This is a genomic window from Alteromonas australica (assembly GCF_000730385.1).
In the GTDB taxonomy this organism is placed as follows: Bacteria; Pseudomonadota; Gammaproteobacteria; order Enterobacterales; family Alteromonadaceae; genus Alteromonas; species Alteromonas australica.
On sequence record NZ_CP008849.1, the window covers coordinates 4,103,172 to 4,129,240 of the forward strand.

The 26,069-nt window shown below is 45.5% G+C and carries 20 protein-coding genes; 7 read left to right on the forward strand and 13 right to left on the reverse strand.

The window, feature by feature from the left end:
• Positions 1 to 86: 86 nt before the first annotated feature.
• Entirely contained in the window at positions 87 to 6,221 is a 6,135-nt protein-coding gene (locus EP13_RS17865; RefSeq protein WP_044058460.1) for a pectinesterase family protein, read from the forward strand.
• 167 nt (positions 6,222 to 6,388) lie between these two features.
• The gene (locus EP13_RS17870) at positions 6,389 to 7,099 is read left to right on the forward strand and encodes a hypothetical protein (protein ID WP_044058461.1); all 711 of its coding nucleotides are present in this window, start codon (positions 6,389 to 6,391) and stop codon (positions 7,097 to 7,099) included.
• 5 nt (positions 7,100 to 7,104) lie between these two features.
• Here EP13_RS17870 and ppiC read toward each other — a convergent pair whose 3' ends face one another.
• Both ppiC and EP13_RS17880 read right to left on the reverse strand, forming a co-directional pair.
• Positions 7,105 to 7,386 carry a peptidylprolyl isomerase PpiC gene (gene ppiC / locus EP13_RS17875; protein ID WP_044058462.1) on the reverse strand — a complete coding sequence of 94 codons (282 nt, stop codon included), beginning with the start codon at positions 7,384 to 7,386 and terminating at the stop codon, positions 7,105 to 7,107.
• 72 nt (positions 7,387 to 7,458) lie between these two features.
• Complete coding sequence (locus EP13_RS17880; RefSeq protein ID WP_044058463.1) at positions 7,459 to 8,430, reverse strand: family 43 glycosylhydrolase; 972 nt, start codon at positions 8,428 to 8,430, stop codon at positions 7,459 to 7,461.
• A gap of 304 nt (positions 8,431 to 8,734) precedes the next feature.
• On the opposite strand from EP13_RS17880, the gene EP13_RS19175 reads away from it, so the two are divergent.
• Complete coding sequence (locus tag EP13_RS19175; protein WP_081869535.1) at positions 8,735 to 8,914, forward strand: DUF6435 family protein; 180 nt, start codon at positions 8,735 to 8,737, stop codon at positions 8,912 to 8,914.
• Here EP13_RS19175 and cyoE read toward each other — a convergent pair.
• From cyoE to EP13_RS17910, 6 genes are all read right to left on the reverse strand, one after another.
• Positions 8,844 to 9,782, reverse strand: a complete 939-nt coding sequence (cyoE, locus tag EP13_RS17885) for a heme o synthase (protein ID WP_081869536.1) — start codon at positions 9,780 to 9,782, stop codon at positions 8,844 to 8,846. The two genes, EP13_RS19175 and cyoE, sit on opposite strands and share 71 nt — an antisense overlap.
• Before the next feature lie 30 nt (positions 9,783 to 9,812).
• Complete coding sequence (cyoD, locus tag EP13_RS17890) at positions 9,813 to 10,175, reverse strand: cytochrome o ubiquinol oxidase subunit IV (RefSeq protein ID WP_044058464.1); 363 nt, start codon at positions 10,173 to 10,175, stop codon at positions 9,813 to 9,815.
• The gene (gene cyoC, locus EP13_RS17895) at positions 10,175 to 10,783 is read right to left on the reverse strand and encodes a cytochrome o ubiquinol oxidase subunit III (RefSeq protein ID WP_044058465.1); all 609 of its coding nucleotides are present in this window, start codon (positions 10,781 to 10,783) and stop codon (positions 10,175 to 10,177) included. Before cyoC ends, cyoD begins: the two co-directional genes overlap by 1 nt.
• A complete protein-coding gene (cyoB, locus tag EP13_RS17900; protein ID WP_044058466.1) occupies positions 10,780 to 12,768 on the reverse strand; it encodes a cytochrome o ubiquinol oxidase subunit I in 1,989 nt (662 codons plus the stop codon). Before cyoB ends, cyoC begins: the two co-directional genes overlap by 4 nt.
• Positions 12,769 to 12,770: 2 nt before the next feature.
• Positions 12,771 to 13,709, reverse strand: coding sequence for a ubiquinol oxidase subunit II (gene cyoA / locus EP13_RS17905; protein ID WP_044058467.1), 939 nt, complete (start codon positions 13,707 to 13,709; stop codon positions 12,771 to 12,773).
• Positions 13,710 to 13,870: 161 nt separating this feature from the next.
• Positions 13,871 to 14,278: a hypothetical protein gene (locus EP13_RS17910; protein WP_044058468.1), complete on the reverse strand. Its 408-nt coding sequence runs from the start codon at positions 14,276 to 14,278 to the stop codon at positions 13,871 to 13,873.
• 696 nt (positions 14,279 to 14,974) lie between these two features.
• On the opposite strand from EP13_RS17910, the gene EP13_RS17915 reads away from it, so the two are divergent.
• Positions 14,975 to 16,165 carry an aromatic ring-hydroxylating oxygenase subunit alpha gene (locus EP13_RS17915; RefSeq protein ID WP_044058469.1) on the forward strand — a complete coding sequence of 397 codons (1,191 nt, stop codon included), beginning with the start codon at positions 14,975 to 14,977 and terminating at the stop codon, positions 16,163 to 16,165.
• 17 nt (positions 16,166 to 16,182) lie between these two features.
• Positions 16,183 to 17,142, forward strand: coding sequence for a PDR/VanB family oxidoreductase (locus EP13_RS17920; RefSeq protein WP_044058470.1), 960 nt, complete (start codon positions 16,183 to 16,185; stop codon positions 17,140 to 17,142).
• 59 nt (positions 17,143 to 17,201) lie between these two features.
• Here EP13_RS17920 and EP13_RS17925 read toward each other — a convergent pair whose 3' ends face one another.
• The gene (locus EP13_RS17925; RefSeq protein WP_052364480.1) at positions 17,202 to 18,161 is read right to left on the reverse strand and encodes a helix-turn-helix transcriptional regulator; all 960 of its coding nucleotides are present in this window, start codon (positions 18,159 to 18,161) and stop codon (positions 17,202 to 17,204) included.
• 858 nt (positions 18,162 to 19,019) lie between these two features.
• Between EP13_RS17925 and EP13_RS17930 the strand changes: the two genes are divergently transcribed.
• Positions 19,020 to 21,299, forward strand: a complete 2,280-nt coding sequence (locus EP13_RS17930) for a TonB-dependent receptor (protein ID WP_052364481.1) — start codon at positions 19,020 to 19,022, stop codon at positions 21,297 to 21,299.
• Positions 21,300 to 21,381: 82 nt separating this feature from the next.
• Positions 21,382 to 21,873 carry a VOC family protein gene (locus EP13_RS17935; RefSeq protein ID WP_044058471.1) on the forward strand — a complete coding sequence of 164 codons (492 nt, stop codon included), beginning with the start codon at positions 21,382 to 21,384 and terminating at the stop codon, positions 21,871 to 21,873.
• A 246-nt stretch (positions 21,874 to 22,119) separates the two neighbouring features.
• Here EP13_RS17935 and EP13_RS17940 read toward each other — a convergent pair whose 3' ends face one another.
• Genes EP13_RS17940 through EP13_RS17955 form a run of 4 tightly spaced genes read right to left on the reverse strand, consistent with a single transcriptional unit; the run spans position 22,120 to position 26,069 of the window.
• A complete protein-coding gene (locus EP13_RS17940; RefSeq protein WP_052364482.1) occupies positions 22,120 to 23,031 on the reverse strand; it encodes a TauD/TfdA dioxygenase family protein in 912 nt (303 codons plus the stop codon).
• A 26-nt stretch (positions 23,032 to 23,057) separates the two neighbouring features.
• On the reverse strand, positions 23,058 to 24,377 hold the full coding sequence (locus tag EP13_RS17945) for a zinc-binding metallopeptidase family protein (RefSeq protein WP_044449035.1): 1,320 nt from the start codon (positions 24,375 to 24,377) through the stop codon (positions 23,058 to 23,060).
• Positions 24,374 to 25,027 carry a cysteine hydrolase family protein gene (locus EP13_RS17950; protein WP_044058472.1) on the reverse strand — a complete coding sequence of 218 codons (654 nt, stop codon included), beginning with the start codon at positions 25,025 to 25,027 and terminating at the stop codon, positions 24,374 to 24,376. Before EP13_RS17950 ends, EP13_RS17945 begins: the two co-directional genes overlap by 4 nt.
• Positions 25,020 to 26,069 carry an LLM class flavin-dependent oxidoreductase gene (locus EP13_RS17955; RefSeq protein WP_044058473.1) on the reverse strand — a complete coding sequence of 350 codons (1,050 nt, stop codon included), beginning with the start codon at positions 26,067 to 26,069 and terminating at the stop codon, positions 25,020 to 25,022. Before EP13_RS17955 ends, EP13_RS17950 begins: the two co-directional genes overlap by 8 nt.

Genomic DNA, 26,069 nt, shown 5'->3' on the forward strand with positions numbered 1-26,069 from the left:
GAGCCATTGGCTCAGACATTGAAAATTTCAATGCCAACGCGAACTGATTAATAGGGTACGCGTGGCATTTCATGGAGGTTGAGTCAATGAAACTCACTTATGTTGCTGCCCTTATAGGTAGTGTTTTAGTTATTGCTGGCTGCGGAGAGAAAAGTACGACTAACGTAAAGCTGCCGCCAGATCCTGCGCTTACAGGTGTTTTTGTGGATAGCCCAGTCAGTGGGCTTAGCTATAATTCTGCGTCCGTTGAAGCCGGCCAAACCGATGAAAATGGTGAATTCTCGTACTTTCGAGGCGAGCAACTCTCATTCTATATTGGGGACTTAGTCTTTCCTGAGACCCCAGCATCAAGTGTTATATCTCCGCTAGATTTATTTGCTACTGACAATGCCTTTAACCAATCTGTGGTGAACACTATTAGATTGCTACAGTCGCTAGACACAGATGGCGACCCAACAAACGGCATTACGCTTAGCGCTGATGCTGCAAATGTGGCAACTGTCACCTTAGAAGAGGGCGAAACCCTCATTGACTTTTTCAATCAATCGGATGCAGATTTTGCCTCCGATGTTGAAGTTTGGTTACCCGCTGCAGGCGGGGCAAGCAACACACTAATAGACAAGTCAACGGCACTGTCGCATTTCGTCAGTTACCTTGAGACCGAGCTAGGTACACTCTTTCCTAATACCTTCGATGTCACTAAATTTACCGGCGACGTGTATGCACCCTTCATAGAAAATAGGCAAGTGACGCAGCGGACATTTACGTTTACTCCAGTCGATGAAAATAACTTAGCGGGTGACTTTACGTTAGTGACCGGGGATGAAACGCTCAGCGGAAACTACGAATTCGCTTTTGGCAGAAAAGTACTGGTTTTACATGCACAAGAAGAAACCCATTACCTCATTTCACGTGCCTACAATACCGTAAATGATGTCTATAGCCTGTGTTTAATCAGTGCTGATGACGCCACCCCGATTGCTACCTACGTTGAAAGCTGTTTATCAAATGACGACCCACAAGCAGCTGTGTTTGCCTTTACCCAAGCACAAGCTGACGCAGAATCAATAAGACTTGAAGAAGCTGCCAATGCGATTCAAGCCGCTTTAGAAGAGAACTTTGATACCGATACCGATACCTTTTTCTCATCCTCATACAAGCGACTTAGCGATGCGCCCGATGCAGGAGCGCTCTATTATGTTACCGGCGGTAGCCCGCTTGTGGATGCCTCAACAGGCCAGTTAACACTAGAAGGCGATCGCTTTTCTATTGGTAATGCGGCTGCAAATCCAGGGGCCAATACCTCAGGTACAGATACCGTTGGTCAAGGTATTTACAACCTAAGCGAAGGCTTTACGATTAGCTTCGATATTGTCGCAGTTGGCAGTGCTGGTAGCTTTAGCTTGTATGTTGACAACAACACCACAGGTCAAGACAATTCTATTCATGGCGCCGCGTCAAAATTTGTCAGTATTTCTCTTAGCGACGGAGAGCTTGAAGCCGGTACTCGCTATTCATACACGTATGAACCAGGCGATGATGTGAATGGCGGCGACCCTGCAGCATCCGATGCAAAGATTCTAGATAACACTGTTACTAACAGTTTCTTCCAGCTTCGAACCGACTCAAGTGGCTCAATTACCCTAGATAATCTTAAAATTGAGACCGTTGCAGATGCGGTTGACGTACCCACTGCACCAACGGAGCCTGAACCCACCGAACCTGAAGAACCGGTGATCATTCCTACTACCCCACTGCCTCTAAGTTATTCGTTTGCTGGCATTAGCGAGGATATCTTTTCCACCAATTTTGCTGCCATCGAAACCGCTGACGGTGTTAGCGTACCAATGTTAACGAAAACAGGGGGGCAGGTAACCCAGGTTAGCAATGGTATTGAGCTAGACGGTGGTCGTTTCACACTAGGCAATACTACACCCGATACTCAAAGCTCCGCAGATGATACATCAGTGAACGGCGCCCTCGATTTGAGTCGACCGTACCACGTCATCTTTGACGTAGTGGCTGCAGAAGATACTGAAGGCGATAACAAGTTCCAAATCTATGTGGACAATAACACCTCTGGCAGCGCCAATTCTTACCTAGGTGGAAGCTCTCGTTTTTACAATGAGCTTGTCACTAGTTTAGTTGCTGGCACCACTGTCACCGTGGAAGGGCCAATCGCTAGTCAGAACTCGTATTTACAGTTTAGAACTGAAAGCGGTTCGAGAGTGGTTATCGACAATATTCGCATTGAGTATATTGCAGCTAATGTGTTGCTTGAAGAAACCTTTGAAACCGACGTTGATAGCTTCTTCTCGCCAAGTTACAAAGCCACAGATGGCGGTGCTCAAACACCGTTTTATAGTATCACTGGCGGAAGCTCTGGCCTTACCATGAGCGACGGCTCCCTCACCATAGATAGTGCGCGCTTTACGCTGGGTAACACCACGCCTGATGTAGAGACAAGCGCAGACGACACTGCGACCACAGGTATATTAGATTTAAGCCGCCCGTACATGATTAGTATGGACATTATTAATGTTGAAGATACCGAAGGTGATAATAACTTCATCATCTATGCAGACAACAACACCAGCAGTAGCAGCAAGTCAATCCATGGCGGCGACGCCAAGTTCTTCAGTGAACCTATTACCTCACTCACTGCCGGTCAGCGATTATCTATTGAAGGTTTTGTGGCCACTACGTCATCATTTTTACAATTGCGTACCGAAAGTGGTGGCGTAGTCACCATTGATAATCTCGTGATCACCTACTTGGATGATGGATCCTCAAGCCAAGCGTTTAGCTGCGACTCTGCCCCCACGCTTTATTTTTGTGATGACTTTTCTTCGGGTTCATTCGATAACTTCGACCTATTAGCCAATGAAAGTGGCAGTAACGGTGCGCAAGGTAGCTTCGATATACTGGATGATGATGGCAATAATGTAATGCGATATACCGCAGGAGGTGAAGGTGGGGAGATTCTCTTAGTTAAAGACAGTGTACTCACCGACTTGCCTGAAAGTGGAGATTATTTTGTGGAAGCACGAATTCGTCCACGCCAAAATAGTACCACCAGAAACAAGCAAATTTTTCTACTTGGTCGATATGACAGTGTAGGCAATTGGTTTGCAGGCGGCTTGAACGTGCAAAATGCTAGCACCAGTACCCAAGTTGAAATAGCAGTGAGCAAAGCGGGCAGTATTAGCCGACCTCTACAAAAAAAATCGCCCATAGAAATAGGTGAAAAAGACGGTGTTGACGGCACTTGGTATCGAGTGCGTATAGACATGGTTGGCGATGAACTAACGGTTTATCTCAATGGAGAAAATCTAGGCTCAACCACCGATTCCAGTTACAGCGCGAAAGGCTTAATCGGGCTATTCACTAACAATCGCTCATTTGAATTAGATGATTTAAAGGTGGGAGACCCAAGTGAAAGGCCTGTACAGCTTACGCTGGACTACGCCACCAATGCATGGGAAACCACGACCAGTGAGGACCCTCTCTATGTTCACGTCACTGCGGTAAAAAGTGATGGTATTACTGAAGACGAATTTTCAGTCATAAGCAGTGATGAAAGTGTGGTTAGCGTAGAGCAGGATGGCTCGCTGGTTGTGCTAACCGCAAACGCGGAGGGTAACGCACAAGTCACCTTCACTTCTGGCGAAGACCCTGCATTATTCAAAGTGCTAAGCGTGACCGTGCAAGAAGGTTTTACTATGCCAAGTGCCACGTATGGTGACTTGTTTCCCCTCACCACGCCCTTTGCAGGCCAACAAAATGCGTACCTCGACGGGCTCCTCACACTTACGTTTGACGATGCCCCGACCCTTGGCACCTCCGGCGAAGTGCGTATTTACAAACAAAGTGATGATAGCATTGTAGACGTCATTTCAATGGGTGGTGACATAGACGCTCTTGGGTATCATGGGCAAGACAAACTGCGTCATGTAAATTACCTTCCTATCAAGGTGGAAGGTAATCAGCTTATTGTTAAACCTCACAATAATGTATTGGAATATGGCGAAAGCTATTATGTGGCCATTAGCGACGGTTTGGTCACTGACGCTTCACTAAATAGCCAACTTTTTAACGGTTTGGGTAAAACGGCAAATTGGACCTTCACAACGCGGGAAGCCGCTCCTACAGGCACCCGCCTTTTAGTGGATGATGATGGCGAAGCAGATTTTCGTTCATTACAAGGCGCATTAAACTATGTCATGGAAAACCTTCCTAAGGATCAGCCTGCAACCATTACCCTACGTGATGGTGAATACGAAGAGCTTCTCTTTTTACGCAATCAAAATAACGTCACCATTGAAGGGGAAAGCAGAGACAACACCCTTGTTTATTACGCCAACTACGACAGCCTAAACAGTGGCAGTGGAAAGTCTTCGCCCGTGGGCGCCACGGTAGCTGAAGGGGGACGAAGCGTGTTTCTTGTGGAGGGCGCAGATAATTTAACACTTCATAACTTCACCCTGAAAAATACACACACACGTAGCAACGCCTACTCCAATCAAGCTGAAGCCCTTTATTTCAACAATGATGATGGACGTTTAAGTGCGGTGAACATGAACTTCATCAGCGAACAAGATACATTGCAACTAAAAGGTTATAGCTGGTTTTATGAGACCCTTGTTGCTGGCAACGTGGATTTCATTTGGGGTTATGTGAATACCGCGCTTTTTGAAAACAGTGAAATTCGTACCATTGGTGATTCTAAAAATGGCAACCCAGATGAAGATACCGCTGGCGGCTACGTGTTACAGGCCCGCGTGCCAGACATTGACCACAAGGGATTCATTTTTCTAAACAGTCGTTTCACCAACGGCCCCGGCCCACTTGGTAATGGTGTGTTGGATAATTCTACTTACATTGCCCGAAGTGGCGGCAGTGAAAACTACTTTGATAACATTACCCTTATCAATAACCGATTTGATACTCACATTGCGGATATCGGTTGGGCGGGTGAGGGCGTGCGTGATCAACCCGCCCCCAACCCGGTTACGGCAACGGCGAATGCGGGATGGCGAGAATATGGCAGTATGGATTTACAAGGAAACGCGCTAAACCTTTCTACACGGGAGTCTGCTTATTTGCTCACTGAAAGCGACGTCAGTTCACTCACCACCCGAGAGGCTATTTTCGCCCATTATGACAATGATACTGGCTGGCAGCCGAGCGTACCTAGTGATCCGGTTGTGACTGTACCCGATGTTTCGGTGTCGCAAGGTTTCGCCCAACATAATTACAGCCTGACGGGCGGCGCGGGCGGCACTGTAGTCACCGTGAATACGGGGCTTGCATTGCAAGCGGCATTAGACGACGCAAAAGCAGCGAATACCCCGGTGACCATATACGTCGATGGCACCATTACCGACGCCAACAATGGCAGCTCGGGGGCGCCAATTGAAATTAGAGACATGAACGATGTTTCTATTATTGGTGTGGCCAGCCGTGGAGAATTGGACGGCATAGGCATACTGATAAAACGTGCCAACAACATCATTATTCGCAACCTGAAAATTCACCACGTATTAACAGAAGGAAAAGACGCCATTGCCATTGAAGGTGATAATGATGGCTCAACCACCAGCCATATTTGGATTGATCACAATGAACTGTACAGTACCCTCAATGTAGACAAAGACTATTACGATGGTTTAATTGACAGTAAAAGAGGCGCAAAAAGTATCACTATTTCCTATAACTACCTGCACGACCATTGGAAAGGTTCGCTGCACGGACATACGGAAACAGATACTGACAGTGCCAATACTGATCGCATGATTACCTTCCACCATAACCGGTTTGAAAACATCGAATCCCGATTGCCACTGTTTCGCTACGGTGTAGGTCATTTGTATAATAATTACTATAGCAACATTACCTCTACCGCCATCAATTCACGACAAGGCGCTGAGTTACGCATTAACAATAATGTGTTTGAAAATACTCAGAACCCCATCGTGTCTTTTTATTCCGATGTGGTTGGCTACTGGAATACATCAGGAAACGTGTTTGGTGAGGGTGTAACCTGGACAACGCCGGCTGACGGCGACGTGGTTGCGGGGCCAGAGGCTACGCCAACATCCAGTTACGAAGTGCCCTATGAGTATCAATTAGATGATGCCGATAAAACCAAAGCGATTGTCATCAACCATGCTGGAGTGGGTAAAATCAAGCAAGATCCTGAGTCTATTCCAAGTTTATAAACCCTGTAAGATGACAAGCCCTTAAGTGAAAAGCTTAGGGGCTTTTTTGTTGCCGAGCTTAGCGGTATTAACTAAGGCCTATGCGTAACAAGAAAACCCAGCACACTCGCATTGTGATAAAGATGCCCGTACACTAGCCGTTTTGTGGTTATCTTGGTGGGGTTAATATGAAAATTTTGCGTAATATGCTAGGTAGAACCAAAGCACTCATTGGTGTTTTTACCCTACTGTGTTTGCAAAATGCGTACGCCATTGATGCTGGGCAATATTACTATTATATTTCTGAAAAATGTGTTCCCAAAGGCCCTCAAGAACCGAAAGCGCGCGCCGCCGTTACCCCAGATCTCTGGCTGTTTGAGGTATCCCCTGCCGGCATCAGTGATTACTACGTTCATATGAATACAGAAGCACTGAACCAATACACTGACGAAGGCAAAAGCTATTTAGCCGAACTGGAGACCGAGCAGGCATATAACGCTGGGCACGCTAGCGAACAGGGCACAGGCGTTACCCACAACTTTATGCTTCAGCGAGAGGCCATTGGATTAACCGAGCTCATCGACATACTAAGCGGCTTTTCACAGCACCAAAAAGAAAAGGGCTATTACTTCCGCAAGATTTTATCATTAGACAACCAAAACGCACGCTTTAAAGCCGTGACCAAGGTGCAACTTGTGGATGTAGGAATGGAGGATAAAATGTTCGTGGCTGGCTATGTATCAAATTACTATTTGCTGGATAGTAAGGGAAAACCAGACACAGATGCCTTTATTTCTGTTGATCATAAAAACGCCCTCTCTGAGGCTATCCACCCCTACAAAAGCCCGTTCAACCAGTACACGAAAAACGGAATTTGCGGCGAACGCTGGGTGCCCTAAAGGGGCTAGCCGTTTCGATATAGCGTCTTTATCAAATGATAACCAAAACGGGTCTTAACTGGCCCGTGCACCTTTAACACGTCTTTTTTAAACACCACATCGTCAAACGCTTTTACCATTTGGCCCCGACGAAATTCCCCTAAATCGCCCCCCCGTTTGCCTGAAGGGCAGGTAGAATGGCGTTTTGCTAACGTAGCAAAGTCTTTACCCTTTTTAAGTTGTTGCAAAATGGATAACGCTTCTTTTTCTGTTTTCACCAATATGTGAAGTGCGGATGCCGTGGCCATATAAGAACCTTAAAAAAATCACTATTGCGCCATTATAACCTACTCCACGAAAGCCTTCATAACTGGGTTTAGTTATTGTTTTTGATTCCCCTGACTCGCAAATTTTGCTATGCCTTTTTGAGTTCGGCGAATGGGCTGTATGGTGCCATCTTCATTAAAATAGAGGTATTCAGCAGCAACGTGCCTTTGTCGACCACAGGTAGAGTCAATGTCTAACCAACGGTGGTAAAACAGTATCCATTGCCCCTGATAATTTACAATAGAATGATGATTGTTGCTGTTCGCCTCTTGTTCCATTATCACCCCGTGGTAGGTCCAAGGGCCTTTGGGTGACGGGCTGGTGTAATAGCTAAGTTCGCGATTATTTTCAGGCATAGTAAAGTAATATAAGTCTTCCCGTTTAAATACCCAAGGCCCCTCCATTTTGGGGGTATATCCCCCCATATCCATCTTTTCCAACTTACCTTTAATACTTCGCATGTCGTCAGCCATTTCTACCACATGATAATCAGCGCCTTGCGCGTGAACATATAAGTACGCTTTGCCATCATCGTCGATAAATAGACTGGGGTCATTAGCATAGGGTTCGCGCCACAAAGGCGCACCAATCATGTCTTTAAAAGGCCCTGTGGGGGAGTCACTTTCTGCCACGCCAATCCCCATCCATTTAGTGCTTTTTTCAGGGTTTTTTCTATCTTTGTGGCCTGTACCTGCGGGAAATACTAAATAATACATTCCATTTTTATACGCGGCATCTGGCGCCCAAGCATAGTTGTCTGCCCACGCAATTTCGTCTAACGATAAACTTGGGCCATGATTCGTCCAGTTCACTAGATCGGTAGAAGAAAAGGTATACCAATCTTGCATCCAGAAGTCTTCTTGGCATTCCATATCGTGTGAAGTATATAAATAGAGACGGCCGTCTTCCCATACGTGAGCGGACGGGTCTGCAGTTCTTAGCCCTTCACCTAATGGCAACGGGTTTTGAGCAAAAGCAAATAACGACGTCCCCATGAATAACCCCAAACACGATACCTTGAACATGTGCCCATTCTCCTAGCAACATAAATAAATAGTAGACCAACTACATTCTCACTAAGCGGCTATGCGTGCTAAGACTTCTGTTAAAAATATTCAAATAGGAATAATCACTCGAACCTACAAGTTAGACCTAGCTTCGCACTTAACCGGTTACTGCGAAAAACGGCTTACCTGATAAACATAAACCACTGAGGTACAACAACTTGAGGATAAAAAGCACAGGGCTTTAATTAAAACCCTGTAATAGATGATCGCTTAGGCTTGAATTTACGTTAAATATCCGTCACCCCACCACTGAGAATGGCCTGTGTTTAGTTTATTTAAATCTAACCCAACTAAAAAATTACGCCGACAATACGACAAGTTGCTTGAACGCGCCATGCATGCTCAGCGAAATGGCGACATAAAAACCTATTCTATGCTGACTGCAGAGTCAGAAACGCTTTACAAGCAAATTGAAGCGATTGAAAACAAAAATCGTGCTTGATTGGTTCGTGATAATCCACAGACATTGCAATAGACAGCGCGATTATGTTTAAAATTGAAAACCCAAACACTTGTCGCGCCCAGCCTTCAATATTGATGTCGCGGCGGTATCCCCGAAGTGCCATGAACAACCACCACAAACTGGTGGTACACGCCACAGCCATAAAGCCTATGCCCGTATAACCACTTAATGGCAGCAATAAAACGACAAGGGCAAATACTGCAATATAAAGCACTATGTGTTGTTTTGCTTTGGCCACCCCTTTAGCCACCGGCAATACAGGTATATTTGCCGCTTCATAATCTTTAAAACGGAAGATAGCAATGGCATAGGAATGCGGCATTTGCCAGAGGCTAAACATAACCAGCAAGATTGCCGCGGCAGTGTCGAACTGGCCGCTTACAGCACAATACCCCACCACAGGTGGTACCGCGCCGGAAAGGCTTCCCACCAAGGTACCGTATACCGAGTTCCGCTTCATGTAGAGGCTATATAACCCCACGTAAATGATGTACCCGAAGGCAGCAAAAAACACGGCGGTCATATTGGTGTAAATGACAAGGATGGCAAAGCCGAGTACACCTAAAAACAGGCCATGGAAAAACGCAGCGACAAGGGACATTTCTCCCGTAACCGTAACCCGAGTTTGGGTTCGCTGCATTTTCCTGTCGATATCACTGTCGATACAGTTATTGATGGCGCACCCAGACGCTACCACCAGCGATAGGCCCACCAAAGTGGCTATCATTAGCATTGGCTCCACATGACCTTTCGCTGCAAGTAAGAATCCCCCAGCAACAGAAACTAGATTCCCGAAAATAATGCCCGGTTTCGTTACGGTAAGGTAGCGTTTGAATGTCGCATTCATTGACTGTTTGCCTTCTAACTTAAGCGTTCATTAGTACATCATCATGGCGTTAGACTCATAAATTATCCAAATAGATAAGCCAACGACCATAAAAATGATAAGCGCACTGAATAAAAACGAAAAAGTATTGGCTCTCCCTTCGTCAGTGACAAAATTAAGATGAAGGAAGTATTTCAGGTGAACCCAAATTTGAATTAACCCTAAGATAATCACGCTCCAAAGCGTGGTCACCTTTGAAAAGTCGCCCTTCATGACCAACACAAACGGGATAACCGTTAGAACCACTGAAAGGATAAACCCCACCACGTAGGATTTAACGCTACCGTGGTCTTCATGCGATGCCTGCGCTGGCGCATCTTGATGCGCTTTGCTATGTGAATCGTGTAACGCCATTACATTGCCCCCATTAAATAAACCACGGTAAATACACAAATCCAAACAATATCGAGGAAGTGCCAAAATAAACTAAGGCAACTTAACCGCGTTACCGTATGCTCGGGTAAGCCCCGGCGGCTAACTTCAATGAACATCACCGTCATCCAAATAAGACCGGCGGTAACGTGCAAACCGTGTAGCCCTACTAGGGAGAAAAAGGCCGTCAAAAAAGCACTTTGCTGTGGCCCGTGCCCATGGGTAATGAGATGATGAAACTCATAGACTTCCATGCCTATGAAGCTTGCACCTAATAGCCATGTTACGGCTAACCAGGCTAACGCAGCCCCCCTGTTTTGTTTGTGAGCACCAATCATTGCGAAGCCAAACGTGATGCTACTTACTAACAGAGCAGCGGTTTCTACCGCCACAAAATTGAGTTCGAATATGTCTTTCCCTGACACGCCGCCAGCGGTATTCATAAACAATACCGCGTAGGTGGCAAAGAACGAGGCAAACAACAAGCAATCGGTCATTAAATACAACCAGAAACCAAATACCGTGTTGTTTTCATGATGCCCGTGGTGTGCGTGATCGTCGGTGTGCATGGTGGCTGTTACTGTATTCATGCATTTGCTCCTGTGGTATTTGCGCCCAAATGCGTTTGTTCAATACGCTCTATCTCATCTACCTGAACGTAGTAGTCCACATCGCGGGTGTAGCAACGCTTAATAAACACACCAATTCCAGCCATTAGCCCTACTATGGCTAACCACCAAATATGCCAAATTAACGCAAACCCCATCACGGTAAAGCTCATGCTCATAAACACTCCTGCTGACGTGTTTTTAGGCATATGAATAGGTGAATACTGCTGTGGCCGTTGGTAAGACTCCCCCCGCTCTTTCATGTCTGTCCATGCATCAATGTCCTGGATATGAGGAATGTGCGCAAAATTGTAAAATTGCGGCGGGGAGGCTGTTGACCATTCCAGGGTATGCCCATTCCATGGGTCGCCAGTGGTATCGTTTAGCTTATCTTTATTTTTAAAGCTGACGAACAACTGAAGCAACTGGAAAAAGATACCGATTGCAATAACGAACGCCCCCACCATGGCGATATATAACCAGATATTCCAATCTGGATTATCGGTATGGTTAAGACGGCGTGTCATACCCAAAAAGCCAAGCACATAAAGGGGCATGAACGCCAAAAGGAAACCAATTTGCCAACACCAAAACGCTGCCTTACCGGTTTTTTCATCTAGCTTAAAGCCCATGGCTTTAGGGAACCAAAACGCGAAACCTGCGAGGTAGCCAAATACAGCGCCGCCGATAATTGTGTTATGAAAGTGCGCAATCAAAAATAGACTATTGTGAAGCACATAGTCGGCACCAGGAATGGCAAGCAATACGCCAGTCATACCGCCAATGGTAAAGGTCACCATGAACCCTAAAGTCCATAAAACAGGAACGCTAAGGACTAAACGGCCTCGGTACATGGTAAATAACCAATTAAAAAGCTTCACCCCAGTCGGCACAGCAATCACCATGGTCATAATGCCAAAAAAGGCATTGACGTTGGCGCTAGAGCCCATCGTAAAGAAGTGGTGCAGCCAAACTACGAACCCTAAAATGGCAATAGCACCAGATGCGTACACCATCGACTTGTAGCCGAAGAGACGTTTTGCAGTAAAGGTTGAAATGACTTCCGAGAAAATACCAAACGCTGGCAACACCAGAATATACACTTCCGGGTGTCCCCACGCCCAAAATAAGTTGATGTACATCATGGAGTTTCCACCCGCTTCATTGGTAAAGAAGTGGAAATCCATATAACGGTCAAGGGTTAACATGGCCAACACGGCAGTTAAAATTGGGAAAGACGCAGCAATCAAAATGTTCGCCCACGTGCAAGTCCATGTAAAAATAGGCATTTGCATCAATTTCATGCCCGGCGCACGCATCTTAAATACAGTGACTAGAAAGTTAACGGCAGTAAGTAGCGTGCCGAGCCCGGATATCTGCAAGGCCCATATATAATAATCGACCCCCACCCCGGGACTAAACTCTAACCCCGCTAACGGCGGATAGGCCACCCAACCCGTTTTAGCAAATTCACCTAAACCTAACGAGACATTCACCAAAATTGCGCCGCCAGCAGTCAGCCAGAAGCTCAAGTTATTCAAAAACGGGAAGGCCACATCACGGGCACCAATTTGAAGCGGCAAAATGATATTCATTAAGCCAATCATGAATGGCATTGCCATAAAAATAATCATGATCACGCCGTGAGCCGTGAAAATTTGGTCGTAATGCTCTGGAGGCAGATACCCTGGCGCGCCATTAGTGGCCATGGCTAATTGGGTTCGCATCATAATGGCATCAGCAAAGCCACGCAGAAGCATTATCATCGCCAGTACAATATACATAATACCTAAGCGCTTATGATCGACGGAGGTTATCCAATCAAACCACAAAGTCCCCCATTGTTTATGCTTAGTAATAAGTGACGCTATCACTAATCCCAATACAGCAACCACTGCGAGGGTCACCATAATAATGGGTTCGTGATAGGGCACAGACTCTATCGATAATTTACCTAAAAAAGACATAATTAGTGTGTAACCTCTTTATGATGACCATTGTCCATTACCGCTGTCTCATGCATGCCTTCAGCGGCGTGATCTGGCTTTGCGTAAAAGTCCATAGAACCGTGGTCTGCCATATACTTCATGACGATATGGTGAAATAAGCCATCTTCCACGTCGCCGTAATAGGTAACAGGGTGATACTCTGAGGGCTGCGCCAATACCTTGTAAGACGCTTGACTTAAGGTTTGTTGCTGTGACTTAACTTTGCTTACCCAAGCGTCAAAATCAGCGTCAGTGGGCGTAGCAATAGCGTTAAATTTCATTCCCGTAAAACCAGCACCACTGTAGTTAGACGATATTCCCTTAAATGTACCTGGCTCGTTGGCAATAAGGTGAAGCTTGGTTTCCATACCTGCCATAGAATAAATTTGGCTTCCCAATTGCGGGATAAAAAATGAATTCATGGTGCCTTCCGATGTAATTTTAAATTCCACCGGTTTATTGGCAGGAAACACCAACTCATTTACCGTCGCGATGCCTTGCTCCGGATAAATAAATAACCATTTCCAGTTAAGTGATACCACTTCAACGGTAAGATGCTCACCTTTTCCTTCTAACGGAGCGTAGGGATCGAGGGCGTGCGTCGAACGCCAGGTTATGACCCCTAAAGCAATAATAATGAGAATGGGCACCGACCATACCACGGCTTCAATTTTGGTCGAGTGCGCCCACTTTGGGGTGTATATTTCAAAGTCACGACTGGCGCGGTATTTCCACGCAAAATAGAGCGTTAGAACAATGACAGGAATAACAACAAGCAGCATGAGAATGGTGCAAAGAATAATAAGGTTCTTTTCATCCACCCCCACTTGCCCTTTCGGATCGAGAATACCACCACTGCAGCCAGCCAGTGTTAGCACGCAAATAGTGACAAGTAATTTAAAAAGGTTACGAATAGACAAAATGGTTTCCTATAACCCACACGTTTAACGGCGATAGCTGCATGCACGCGCTTTACGCAAGGTACAGCTGGTTTAAAACATCAGAAAAAACATCACCACCCTGCCTACTCACACAAAGGGAAGTTCGGCATTCAGGTTTCAGATGTATAAATTGAAGACGGTTAGTTAAAAACCGGAGGGGCTCGACTACCTAGCTTTTGAACAAAAGGCTGAGGAAATGTAGGGCAAGGGTAAGATAAAGAGCGACGTTTTTTGGCAATTGGCGCTTTAGCTATGGCAATGGCTTTAACCAGTAGGCCACTTAGCACCAGGGCAATGGTAGGTACCATGAATTGAGAAAGCGTATGATTGGCAAACGCTATAACAAAAGGCTCTATAACAAGGCTTTCGTTTAACGCACTCACAAATTCCGCAGAATCTGCCATGGTGCCGCTAATCACTAATACCACATTTAGCAACAAGGCCGCATTCGCCAGGCACAACACAGCGCCTAAACCACTGGTGTAGGTAAAGGTGTGTTTGACTGATGCATATAATCCACTGGTAAAAGTGGACAATGGGGTTGCCATAAAAAGTATTAGCCTCAAATGAAAACGCGCTAAAGCAATATCTTGTTGTCTCAAGAAGAGTAAGACAAGCCGAGGCAGGGTAATGGTAAAAAACGGCAAACACAACCAAGTGGCTGTGAGGCGTTGAACGACATTGCAATACAAAGTTAGAAGGAGGGTTTAGAAAAAGCACAAATTATTTAACACTTCGCCTAGCCGCTGCGATATTACTTTCCGCGCCCTCTACCCCCCATCAACACTAACAAAAACGATAGCTATCGCGGACACTTCAATATTCTGTGATAGCACGAAGAATGTGCATTGTTAAAATTATGATAATAAAGCTAAGAGGTAATTTTCGCCCGGAGTAGGAATTTGATGGGTATCAAAATGCGTTAATCACCATTTACCGTGCGATGAAAGGTAGCATTTTTAAATGCTCATGCGGTGTCTCACTATTAAAAAGCGGTCATCAATGCACTGTAAACAATACGCCTGAGTCACTCGAATAGATTTGGCTTGCAACACCGTTGACTTATATGGATAGATTCAGCTGGGGTACGCATTTATACGTTGGTAATCCAGTAATTGTACGTAAATGCACAATCTTCCATAAGACAAATCCCGTAGCATCAATCTCATCGTTTTTATCCAAGTTCACATAAAGCCTGAGTTTTACAGTCTTTGTGTCACCCCAAACTTTGTGCAGGAGCCACTATGAGCCCGTTTTTTTTAAATGATGAATTTTTTGATAGTTTAGAGAGCTCAATACAAGAAATAGAACACGCTAATACGCTTCCGCCGTTATGTTATACCGATGCCACATTCTTCGATTTTGAAAAACGCGCGTTGTTTGATCATGAATGGCTATGTGTAGGCCGTGAAGATTGGGTTCCTAACCCGGGAGACTTTTATACTACATCTGTAGTCAATGAGCCTATTGTCGTAGTACACGATCGCGACGGTACTATTCGTGCGATGTCTTCAGTTTGCCAGCATCGCGCCATGTTAGTCGCTGAAGGTGCAGGAAACACCAGAACCTTCACTTGCCCCTATCACCATTGGGTGTACAACTTAAAAGGTGACTTGATAAACGCACCAGCAATGGAAAAAACCTGTAATTTCCATAAAGAAACAACGGGGCTGCCCAACTTTAAATTAGAAATATGGCATGGATTTATCTTTATTAACTTTAACAACAGTGCCGAGCCGTTAGCACCTCGATTAACCGCATTGGAACCTATATTGGCTAATTACGAAATTGCCGATGCAGAAGGGCCGGCCCCAGACCGTGATATTCAATATTCCTTTAGCTGGAAAGTGATGTTTGAAAACAATAATGATGGCTATCACGCCAACCGTTTGCACCAAGGTGAGTATCACGATTACATTCCGTCAGAATTAGCCAAATTTCCCGAGTCGCTACCAAAGGAGACGGCTGGTTTTTACCGTACCAATGGCACATTGCACAAAGATGCGAGCTTTAATCCAACACAAAAAGCGCTCATGCCGATATTTCCAAAATTAAACGAAGAAGAACGTAACCGAATGGCGTTCGCGAACTTGCCGCCTAGCTTGTCCCTCGTACTTACCTGTGACGCCGTAATTTACTTGATTCTTCGCGCTGATGGACCTGAAAGTCACCAGCTTGACTTGGGTGTACTGTTCGCCAAAGGTGCCATGGATGATCCAGACTTCGACAAAAAAATGGAAATGGTGGTAGAGCGGGCACTTGATATCAACGCACAGGATATTCATGTAGATGAGCTGGTACAAAAAGGGCTCCGCTCGCGCTACGCACCTCGCGGCCGCTATTCATGGCAGGAAGGCGCACAACGTCAGTTTAATACCTGGTTAGTCCCCCGCTATCGCGCGCAGTGGGAAAAAATGAAACGCAAGGGTCAGTAATTCAGGTTGGTGCAATTATGGAAAAAATAACGTTTACGCTCTCGGTACATAGTATTCGCTACGAAGGAGCAAGTACTCGCCTCATTGAATTACGACCTCCAGCGGGAACTTATTTACCTCCCGTGGAAGCTGGCGCGCATATTGATGTTCACATCAGCCCCACTATCACTCGGCAGTATTCATTATGTAATACTCCCGGTGAGACCCACCGATATATTATTGGAGTAGCACTAGACCCTTGTAGTCGTGGCGGCTCTCGAGCATTGCACGAAGTCATAAAAGAAGGTGACACTCTCAACATCGGAGGCCCCCGCAATCACTTCGAATTGCTACAGTCTGAAGATCACTCAGTATTAATTGGCGGTGGGATTGGCATCACCCCCCTGTTATCTATGGCTTTGCAATTAGAGGCGCAACAACGTACTTGGTCGTTGCACTATGCTGCAAAAAGCGCAGACCTCGCACCATTATTTCACACCATTAGCACACTTGCGAAGCAAGCCAGGTATGGACAAGTCAATGTGTACTTTAGTCAACCAGTGTCTCAACGTATGCAAGTGTCAAAGATTATGGCCGATGCACCTAAAGGCAGCCATTTTTACTGTTGTGGCCCGTTAAAATTATTGGATGACTTCGACGCTTGTAGTGAAGATTATCCTTCAAATCACTGCCACAGCGAACGCTTTTCTGGCGACCTTGACGTGGCCAAAGGTGGCTATACTATAGTGTTGGCGCGAACAGGCAAAGAAATCTACATTAAGGAAGAACAAACTATTTTAGACGCGTTGAAAGCAGAAAAAATGAATGTGACATATGCGTGCGCTGAAGGGGTCTGCGGAAGCTGTGAAGTTAAAGTATTAGAGGGCACACCTGACCATCGAGATGATGTGTTAAGCGAAAGCGAAAAAGCTCGTAACGATACTATGATGGTATGTTGTTCAGGTGCCATTTCAAAGCGATTAGTGTTAGACCTTTAGTAAAAATAAAGTAGTCAAGCAAGCCCTTTTCCTTAAGTAGCTTGCTTGGCGCATTGTGATTAACTCGCTATTGCGTTTTCACTATGCTTACGTCGGTATTCGCGTGGTGTAATATCAAACTCGCTTCTAAACACTCTGCTAAAATGACCCGCATCGTTGAACCCCCATCTAAAGCAGATATCCGACACAGATAAATGACGATACTCAGGATGTCCTAGTTCAAAACGGCATCGTTCTAGGCGCCTAGCTCTTACATAATTCACAAAACTGGTGCCGCTAGATTCAAACAACTTCTGAATATAACGTTGCGATACATGGTTTTGTACCGCCACCATGTTGAGTGATAACTCTGGATCTGCCAAATTTGCATCTATCATATTACATACCCGCTTGAACTGATCAATTTTCGCGGTACTGCCAAAATCCAAAACGCCACTTTGGTGAATAAGATTGCTAATTAAAAACTCAGAAAGAGCGATTTCAATTGGCCGTAAGTCAGTACTGTCTAATTCGTCCATGTTGTCACACAATGAGGAAAGCATAGTGGCAAAGACTCTGTTTATCCCAGATTCACAAGGCAAGTAGCCTACATTCAGTAAATTCAGATTCAACAAGCGTTTGTGAATTAGGTTTTCCGGTACTTTCATGTATAAAATTTTAAAATCAGAGTGCACTGACAGGGTCATGTCTAAGCCCGTTGGCGCATAGATGATGGAATTGACTTGGGCAGGGTACTGGGCACCCTTGTACTTTAGTGAAAAGTCACCTTCTAACAACAGTGCCAACCAAAACGAGAATGGTTGTTCTGAACATTTCCCGGATATCTCCATAGGAGAACCAGATAGAATGGAGAACTCAATACCTAAAGGGGTATCAATGGTATTAATGTTGCCTCGAAACTTCGTGTTACCCGTTTGAAATTGACAGGGCGGCATAAACACTTTATGCATCGCTTGTTGCCAAACATTAGAGCGTTCAACCATTGGACAATTATCGGTAGATACCTTCCAAGAGCTCATTACTGCACCTCCTTCGTATGCAACGTTTAAAGAACACGACCAGTCAGTACGTACCCGATAACACATGTTAAACAAAAAGCGAGAAGGCTGGTCTATTAAGACCCTTTGGAAGTGATTACGCGTAATCTAAATTTACCTTGCCTGTTAAAATCACACTCACGGCGGCGTCGTTTATTATGTTTTTTGACGCTCTATATTTTTTTATCGCCAGTGTGGTTGACAGCATGTTTAGGCTGTCGGAATGTAAATATGCATATCGTATACTGACTAGCCTTTATACTCAGCATAAACCATACCATCAGCAAGCAATTGTTTTTCAAGGAAATTAAAAACAAGACCAATAAAAATTGCACCAAATTTGTACACTTTGACACCAGTCTATAAAGATAACTGCGCGAATTAGGGGCAAAAAATGTGCTCAAGTGTCCAATTTAGCCTTTGATTGTTTAAATCCCGTTATCCGTGCAGCAAACATTTAATAAATAGTGTTTTTTCATATCCTTCGTTCGTACGCTCATTCCCTAAAAGTCATACACATTTGAACAATTATAAGCAAATAAACTGGCGTAGTATGAAGATGAAGCTAAGCAATTTGCGGTTTTTTTAGAGCAAGTTTGCCGATATTCACGTGAAGAGATTGGCGAGGAAAGCGGAATAAATATGCGTGTCATTGCTTGCGTTATAGATTAACGAATCACAGCGTATTTATGGGACTCCTATAACAAAACAAACGGCTGATGCAACATGGTTCCTAAGTAAGCCTGTTCATACGACCGCCTTAGCTGTCGCTTCTGCAACCTTTCAACAAGAGTAATCACCACCTAAAAAGACAAGATTACCAATATTAGAGGAAACATCATGCAGGAACTACATTTTAGAAAGACCTTGATTCAAAGTGCGCTACTTTCCATCTTTTGTTCTACCTCTGTCGCTTTCGCTGCGGAAGATGCGGAAGATAAAAAAGTCCCCGACGATGTAGAGACCGTAACTATCACCGTTGATCAGCGCCGCGTTAATTTACAAGATGCCCCGCTGTCTGTTACAGCGGTGAACGGTGAGTTAATGGAACAGGCTAATATTACAGATGCAACCGACTTAAATGGTTACGTTCCTGGACTTCAAATTAATAAAAGTGGCGGCTCAGAACGGATGGTTAGTATTCGTGGCGTAGGTTCGCAAACTCCGGAGAATTTTTTTAGCAATCCAGGTGTGTCGTTTCATATGGACGGCGCGTACATCACTAATAACATCGCGTTAAATATGGGCTTTTTAGATGTAGAGCACATTGAAGTACAACGCGGTCCTCAGGGAACAGCATTTGGTGCAGCCTCTACCGGAGGCACACTCAATGTCATTAGTAAGAAGCCTGTGTTGGGTGAGTTTTTTGGCGAAGTGCAGGCGGGCTTTGGTAATTACAACTACAATCAAGGACAAGTCGCTGTTAACCTACCTCTCGGCGATGATTTTGCGATTCGTGCCGTGGCGCAAACCACCAGTCACGATGGTTATGCTGAATCTAACGGCATTCCTGGTGGCTATGAACTCGACGATGCCAATAATGATAACAGTCGAGTTTCAGCCAAATGGCAAGCGAGTGACGATTTAAGCGTGGTCTTCATTGCTCAACATTATGATGCCCATAATAATGGTGCCGCGTTGAAAGCCATTGATGATCCTAATTCAGACCCGCGAGTGGTTTCACAGGATTTTCCCGCCAAGTTTGATATGACCATGGATGTCACGTCCGCCATTGTCACATGGCAGCTATCAGGCATGACCTTCAAGTCGATAACAAGCTACCAAAACATGGATCATGCCCAATCTTTTGATGCAGACAGAAGCACCATTGATAATTTTGGCGGGTACGATCACGTAACGACGTGGGCAACATCGGCCGAGACAGTGATGCAAGAAATATCACTAAGTTCTGATCCGGGCCGTTTTTTTGAGTGGGTTATTGGCGGTATTTACCTCAACTCAAACAGTGACCAATACGTCAATGAATACGCCGGCACCGATCCCGACGATGTCACTAGCGTTCTGCCAGCCGACACTGATCCTAGTTCACTTCCTGCTAATTTATCTTATGCTGAAAACTCATCTTTAGAACGCACATCGTGGGCTCCATTTTTACAAGGCACATTAAATGTTACCGACGATATGCAAATTATTGCAGGCATTCGTTACAACGACGATAGCTTTGAAGGCTTATCCTCTACCTACTATGCCACGCCTTCACCAAAGAAATTTGATACCGATGAAGTCACAGGCAAAGTTGCGGTGAATTACACGTTGTCATCAAACAATATGGTGTATACAAGTTTGTCTCGTGGATATAAACCCGGCGGTATTAATAGCGGCGCTGTTAACGCGATGGTAGTAAGCACCACCATAGAGCCGGAAATTGTGGATGCCTTTGAAGTAGGTAGCAAAAACCAGCTACTCGACAATAAGCTGAAGTTAAACGTATCGGCGTTTTACTACAAATACAAAGATATGCAGTACATTCAAGAAGACCCCATTCCCTATTCAGGCGGACTTGGGAATATTCCAGAAGCAAATATTTGGGGGATAGAAGCAGAGGCCTCGTGGTGGCTATTTAACGACAGCGTTCAACTTGGCATCAACGCCACATCGCTGCACGGTGAATATCCCATGGAGTACTATGCATTAGACCGTCGAGAAGCCGACGCTGCTGGCGCCGCTGCGCTTGCAAATGGTGATGCGCCTTACGCTTGGAGCTACGAATGGTTTGTTGCCCGAGGTTCAGCCACGGTTAACGTGGAGGGAAATACGCCACCAAACCTACCTAAATTGGCTGGCGGCATTAACGCCACTTGGTTTGGTGAATTAGAAGATGGCCTTATCACTGCGCGTATAGAGTACCTATACCGAGGAGATTATAGTGCCCGTATCTTTAGTACTGACGTCGATCAAGTCAACAGCTACGGTCTCGTCAACATGTTCCTTCAATATGAACCTGACGATGCAAACTGGAAAGCCTGGATCACTGCAACCAACCTTACTGACAAAGCGGCAATTGCTGGACGCTTTGTCGATCCGTACGGGAGCGGCGTGGTTAGTGATGAATACGTTGCACCTCGCCAAGTGATTGCCAACTTTAGCTACAATTTTTAAGCCTATTTGGTCGGAACATTTTTGTTCTGGCCATTCTCCACACCCTATTTAAACCTTTATACAACCCACGAACAGGTGCTACATGAGCAAACCGAACACACTGATATTTGTTGATTTGACCTCCGATGATCCCGCTGCCGCTGGCGAATTTTACGCTGATGTTTTCGGGTGGGAAAATGACCCTAGGCCTTATGGTGTCTTCCACCGTATGGTTCCGGGCGGCAACATGTATGATAGTAACGGTAACGAAACAACTATCGGTAATTTTCATTTAGGCATCCATAAAGCCGACAACACTCGCCCCCACCCTAATAATGAAGGTGCTGACCCCAGAGAAATTGCAGGCCCTGGCAGCAAAGCCCGAGTATGGATATTGGTGAGCGACGATGACACCATGGAAGACATCCTTGAGCGGGCGGTATCGAAGGGCGCGAAGGTACTTTGGAAAGACCATTTTTGGTACGAATTTAATGGCTTTAACTCTGCCTTTGAAGACCCATGGGGAAATGAAATAATACTCTGGGGAAAAGGTGGAGCTGAGCCTCAAATACCTGCGCACTTTACCACGGAATAACACTAAGCGCTCCATGCCGTACGTCAATCAAAGCCCCATTACTTAGATGATATTGGGGCTTTTCTCGTTCTCGTATTATGGCATTGGCAATGGCGTCTTGAAGAATGCGATATTTGGAGTTTAAGACGTTGTAAAAAAGAAAGCCACTACTTAGGTAGTGGCCAGCGGGATATAACAATTAAATAATGAAATCATCACGAGAATAATATACCCCTCATTTGAGACGATTAAGTCGCTTAGTATGCGTCAAGAGACTTTACGTTCAGCCACATTGCTATTATCAACCGCGATAGGACGCTCTCCTTTTACCCATAGTCTATGAGCCATTCGCTGGTATTTCACGTCGTCGTAGCGAGTACCCGTGTGTAATGTACAACGGTTGTCCCACATCAATAGGTCACCTTTTTGCCATTTGTGTTGATAAACATATTTTGGTTGAGTTGTGTAATTAACCAATCGCTCGACGAGCGCCATGGCTTCTTTATCGTCCATACCCAAAACATGTTTTACAGTGCCAGTGCTTACCCATAACGCTTTACGCCCATCAGAAGGGTGTACACGTACTAACGGATGAATCACATCGGGGTTTTCTCGACGCAGTTCATCGGTGATTTCATAGCTGTTAAAGTCACGATTTTGGATAAAATGCACCAGTGAATGGTGAATTTTTAAAGTGTCTAAAAAGGCTTTTTCATCGTCGGGTAAATCATTGTAGGCCGCTACTTGATCTGCTAATAGTGTATCTCCCCCCTCTTCTGGCACAGTCACCGCATACAACATAGTGCACATTACAGGTTCTTCCTTGTACGAATAATCGGTATGCCAACCTAATCCATCATTATGCGCGCCAATGGGCTCGCCATTCGCATCGACCATATTGGAAATTTTGAATATATGCGGGTAATTAGGTAAGCAGAACTTTGTCTGCGTATGCAGTTCTGGTTCACCAAATGCCTGAATAAAACGCATTAGGTCATCTGGATCCATGGTTTGGTTGCGCAGAACAATAGCGCCATGAGCGTGAAATGTGCGAACAACTTTTTGTAGCAATGCCTCGTCAGCATGTTGTAAATCTACATCAAATATTTGCGCGCCAAAATTGTCCTTCAACGGCGCAATCATTAATCCCGTTTCAGGGCTTTTACTTGCTTGTTGCATTGCAAACCTCTTGGTATTCAATGTTTCTAGGTAGCGCGCCCACAAATGGCAAGCGCAGTCATTGCGTAAATTAGAGCACTGTCGGTTAAATCTTTGGGTGTCGGGCGAAAGCGAGGCATACCCGACGTCACTGCAGGAATGCGTTGCATGTTAAACACATTGTGATCACGCCACATGCTTGAATACGCTGGATGAGCCAATGTAAGCGCTTCTCCCTTCACGGCTGAGGTTGCTTGACTCAGGGATTTAACCAGAGGAGCCACCTGTGCCTCGTCTGCAGCGAAGCCGTGGCGAACGACCACGGGCTCAATGTTGTAGCCCGTCAACCCTAAGCTAGCCAACAACCGATTAAGCTCATGGTAAGGTTGTGACGCTGTTTGTTTTGCAGTCAGGCCTACTTCAACATATATAGAACATACATCTGTACCAGCACCAAAAGTCAGGGGCGAACCGGCTTTAATAGCGTCAATTTGCACTTTCGGAACAGATTCTCCGCCACGACTTTTATAGTGATTCGTCTGTTCATAAGTTTGTGCCCATTGGTGCACCGCATCTATTACTTTCCCTAACTGGTAAATAGGGTTAGGGTGATCATTAGGGTCTGGAGAGTTGTCTAATATTGGGGTGAATACGCCTTCGCCGAGCAATTGAATGCGAAATAGCGCATAGCCATTACCCTGCCAAGTGACTCCCCAATCACACCCTTCCGCTGCAATAGCATAGTCTGCTACCACCCCTCCATGATGAAACAGATAGTTTGCGCCAATATCTTTACCTAAATAGTCTACACCTTGCCATTCTTCCATCGGCTCTGGGCCAATTTCACCCGGGCACGCAGTAAGATATAGCTTTCCAGATAAGTCTATACCTGCTTTCTTTAGTGCCTTGGCCGCCATCAAAAAACAACTCATGGGGCCTCGATCGTTACTAATGGGGTAACCTCGGAAACTGCCGTCTTCTAACCAACATTGCTGCCATTCCGGATTTGCCAAAGTTTCAGGTCGATATTTGTGCCGGTTAATATGCTCATCGTCGCTGGGGCTTTCCGTATCTAAATGAGCAGTAAACAGTAGGTTTTTTCCTAGTCCCTTGCCCCCGTACTCACCAATAACATTCTGCCTATGGGCTACGGCTCCAGTCGTGCGGGTTGTAAACCCTTCCTCAACTAGCCAATTGCGCACAAACTCACCCGCTTGCGCTTCTTCTCCAGAGCGACTAGGAATATTGCCGAGACTGAGCGCTAATTGCGTTAGCTCTTCCGTTTCAATGGCACTAGCAATAGCTGCCTTTTCCTCGTCGGTAACCGTGTAAGGCGTTTGAGTATCTGGGTTAAATAGCGATGTCATTGTGTCCCCCATATTGCGTGCACACTTTGCGTGTCAGTGAGCAGAGCAAAGCTTAATGCCATTGATCTTAAACTCGCCTGGTGAAGCTCGTCTTCATATGCGGCACACGCATCACTTACCACAAATACATGGTAATCGTGGTGAAACGCATCACGCACGGTAGACTCCACACAGCACTCTGTCGTTATTCCAGTTACCACTAGCGTGTCTATACCTTGAGTTTTAAGCCAACTATTTAGATCGGTTTGCCAAAATGCACTGTAGCGCGTTTTCAATACTACCTTATCGCTTGGCGTCGGCATGCACTGATAGAAAGCTTCACCTTGTGTCCCTCTACGACAAATTGCTTGCTCGCTTGTAGAGTCTTTTCCCTGTCGAGCCATCCATTCGCTCCACGCTTCAGAGTCTGTCTCAGGGGAAGTTTGTAGCCCTATGAACACAACAGGCAGCCCAATTCTGTGTGCATCTTCCACAAGTGAATTGATATTTGAAATGGCCGGAGCTAACCGTGACATGTCTACTCCATATTGGCCTAATAAGCCCTTTGGGCTTGCAAAGTCGTGCTGGACATCTACGATGCATAAAGCCGAACGCTCAGCACTTAGCCATGTGGGTTTTAATGGGGTCAGTACGTTTTGTTTGCTAGCCATAATGTGCTCTTAGCACTGGCAGAATTTCCTCGCCGAATAAAGTTAACCCTTGGTCATAGTCGTCAAAGTTCAGCATTACTCCGTCCATTTGGGTGTTGTCGAGCATACTAATTAGCTGGTCTGCGACCGAAGCAGGATCTCCGACAAGCTCACGACTCATAAAGGCACCTTGCGCACGTATTACCATGGCATTATCTTTTAATGCTGGGTCAATACCGTAGGAGCGCATCATTCCTTCTACTGCGCCAGCATCTTTGCCCTCGCGATATGCCTGAGCTTTCGCGAGTGCCTTTGTATTGTCTTTGTCTAGCACAAGAGTTGCCATGCAGTAGCACTTTATTGATTCGTCATACTCTTTGGCAATATCACGCGCCATTTGAGTAATAGAACGCGTTTCTGCATCATCCTTACCACCTACAAAACATGCGTCGGCATTCCGTACAGTAAAGCGTAAACCACGCTCAGACTGGCCTGCACACACCGTGAATGGTTTTTTCGCCGGCTTAGGCTCTGAAACACAATCTTCTAAGGTGAAGTACTTTCCATCAAAATCTACTCTAGGCTCAGTCCACAAGCGATTAACAATGGTGCTCCACTCTTGTGCGTACGCGTACCTTTCATCATGGTCAATGTCGTCGCGCCACGCGCCCATTTGATTTAATTCATCTCGAAACGAACCCGATACAATATTTAGCCCAGCCCGCCCATTTGAAATTTGGTCTAATGTGGAAACCATTTTTGCCACTGCACCTGGGTTCATCAGCAAAGTATGCACTGTGGCAATAATTCTGGCGTGCTGTGTAGCCTCTGCAAGTCCTGCCATCATGGTCATAGACTCTAATGAACAACCCCAATGATTGGTCTCGCCACCATAACCACGCCATTTTGCCATGGACATAATGAAATCCATGCCATATCCATCGGCTAACATAGCCGCACGTTTATTTTGTGCATAAGATCCATCTAGGGTGGGTGTGGCTGTTGATACGATCCAACCGCCTTTCGCAATTGGCAAAAATACACCAAATTCTTTTTTAGACAT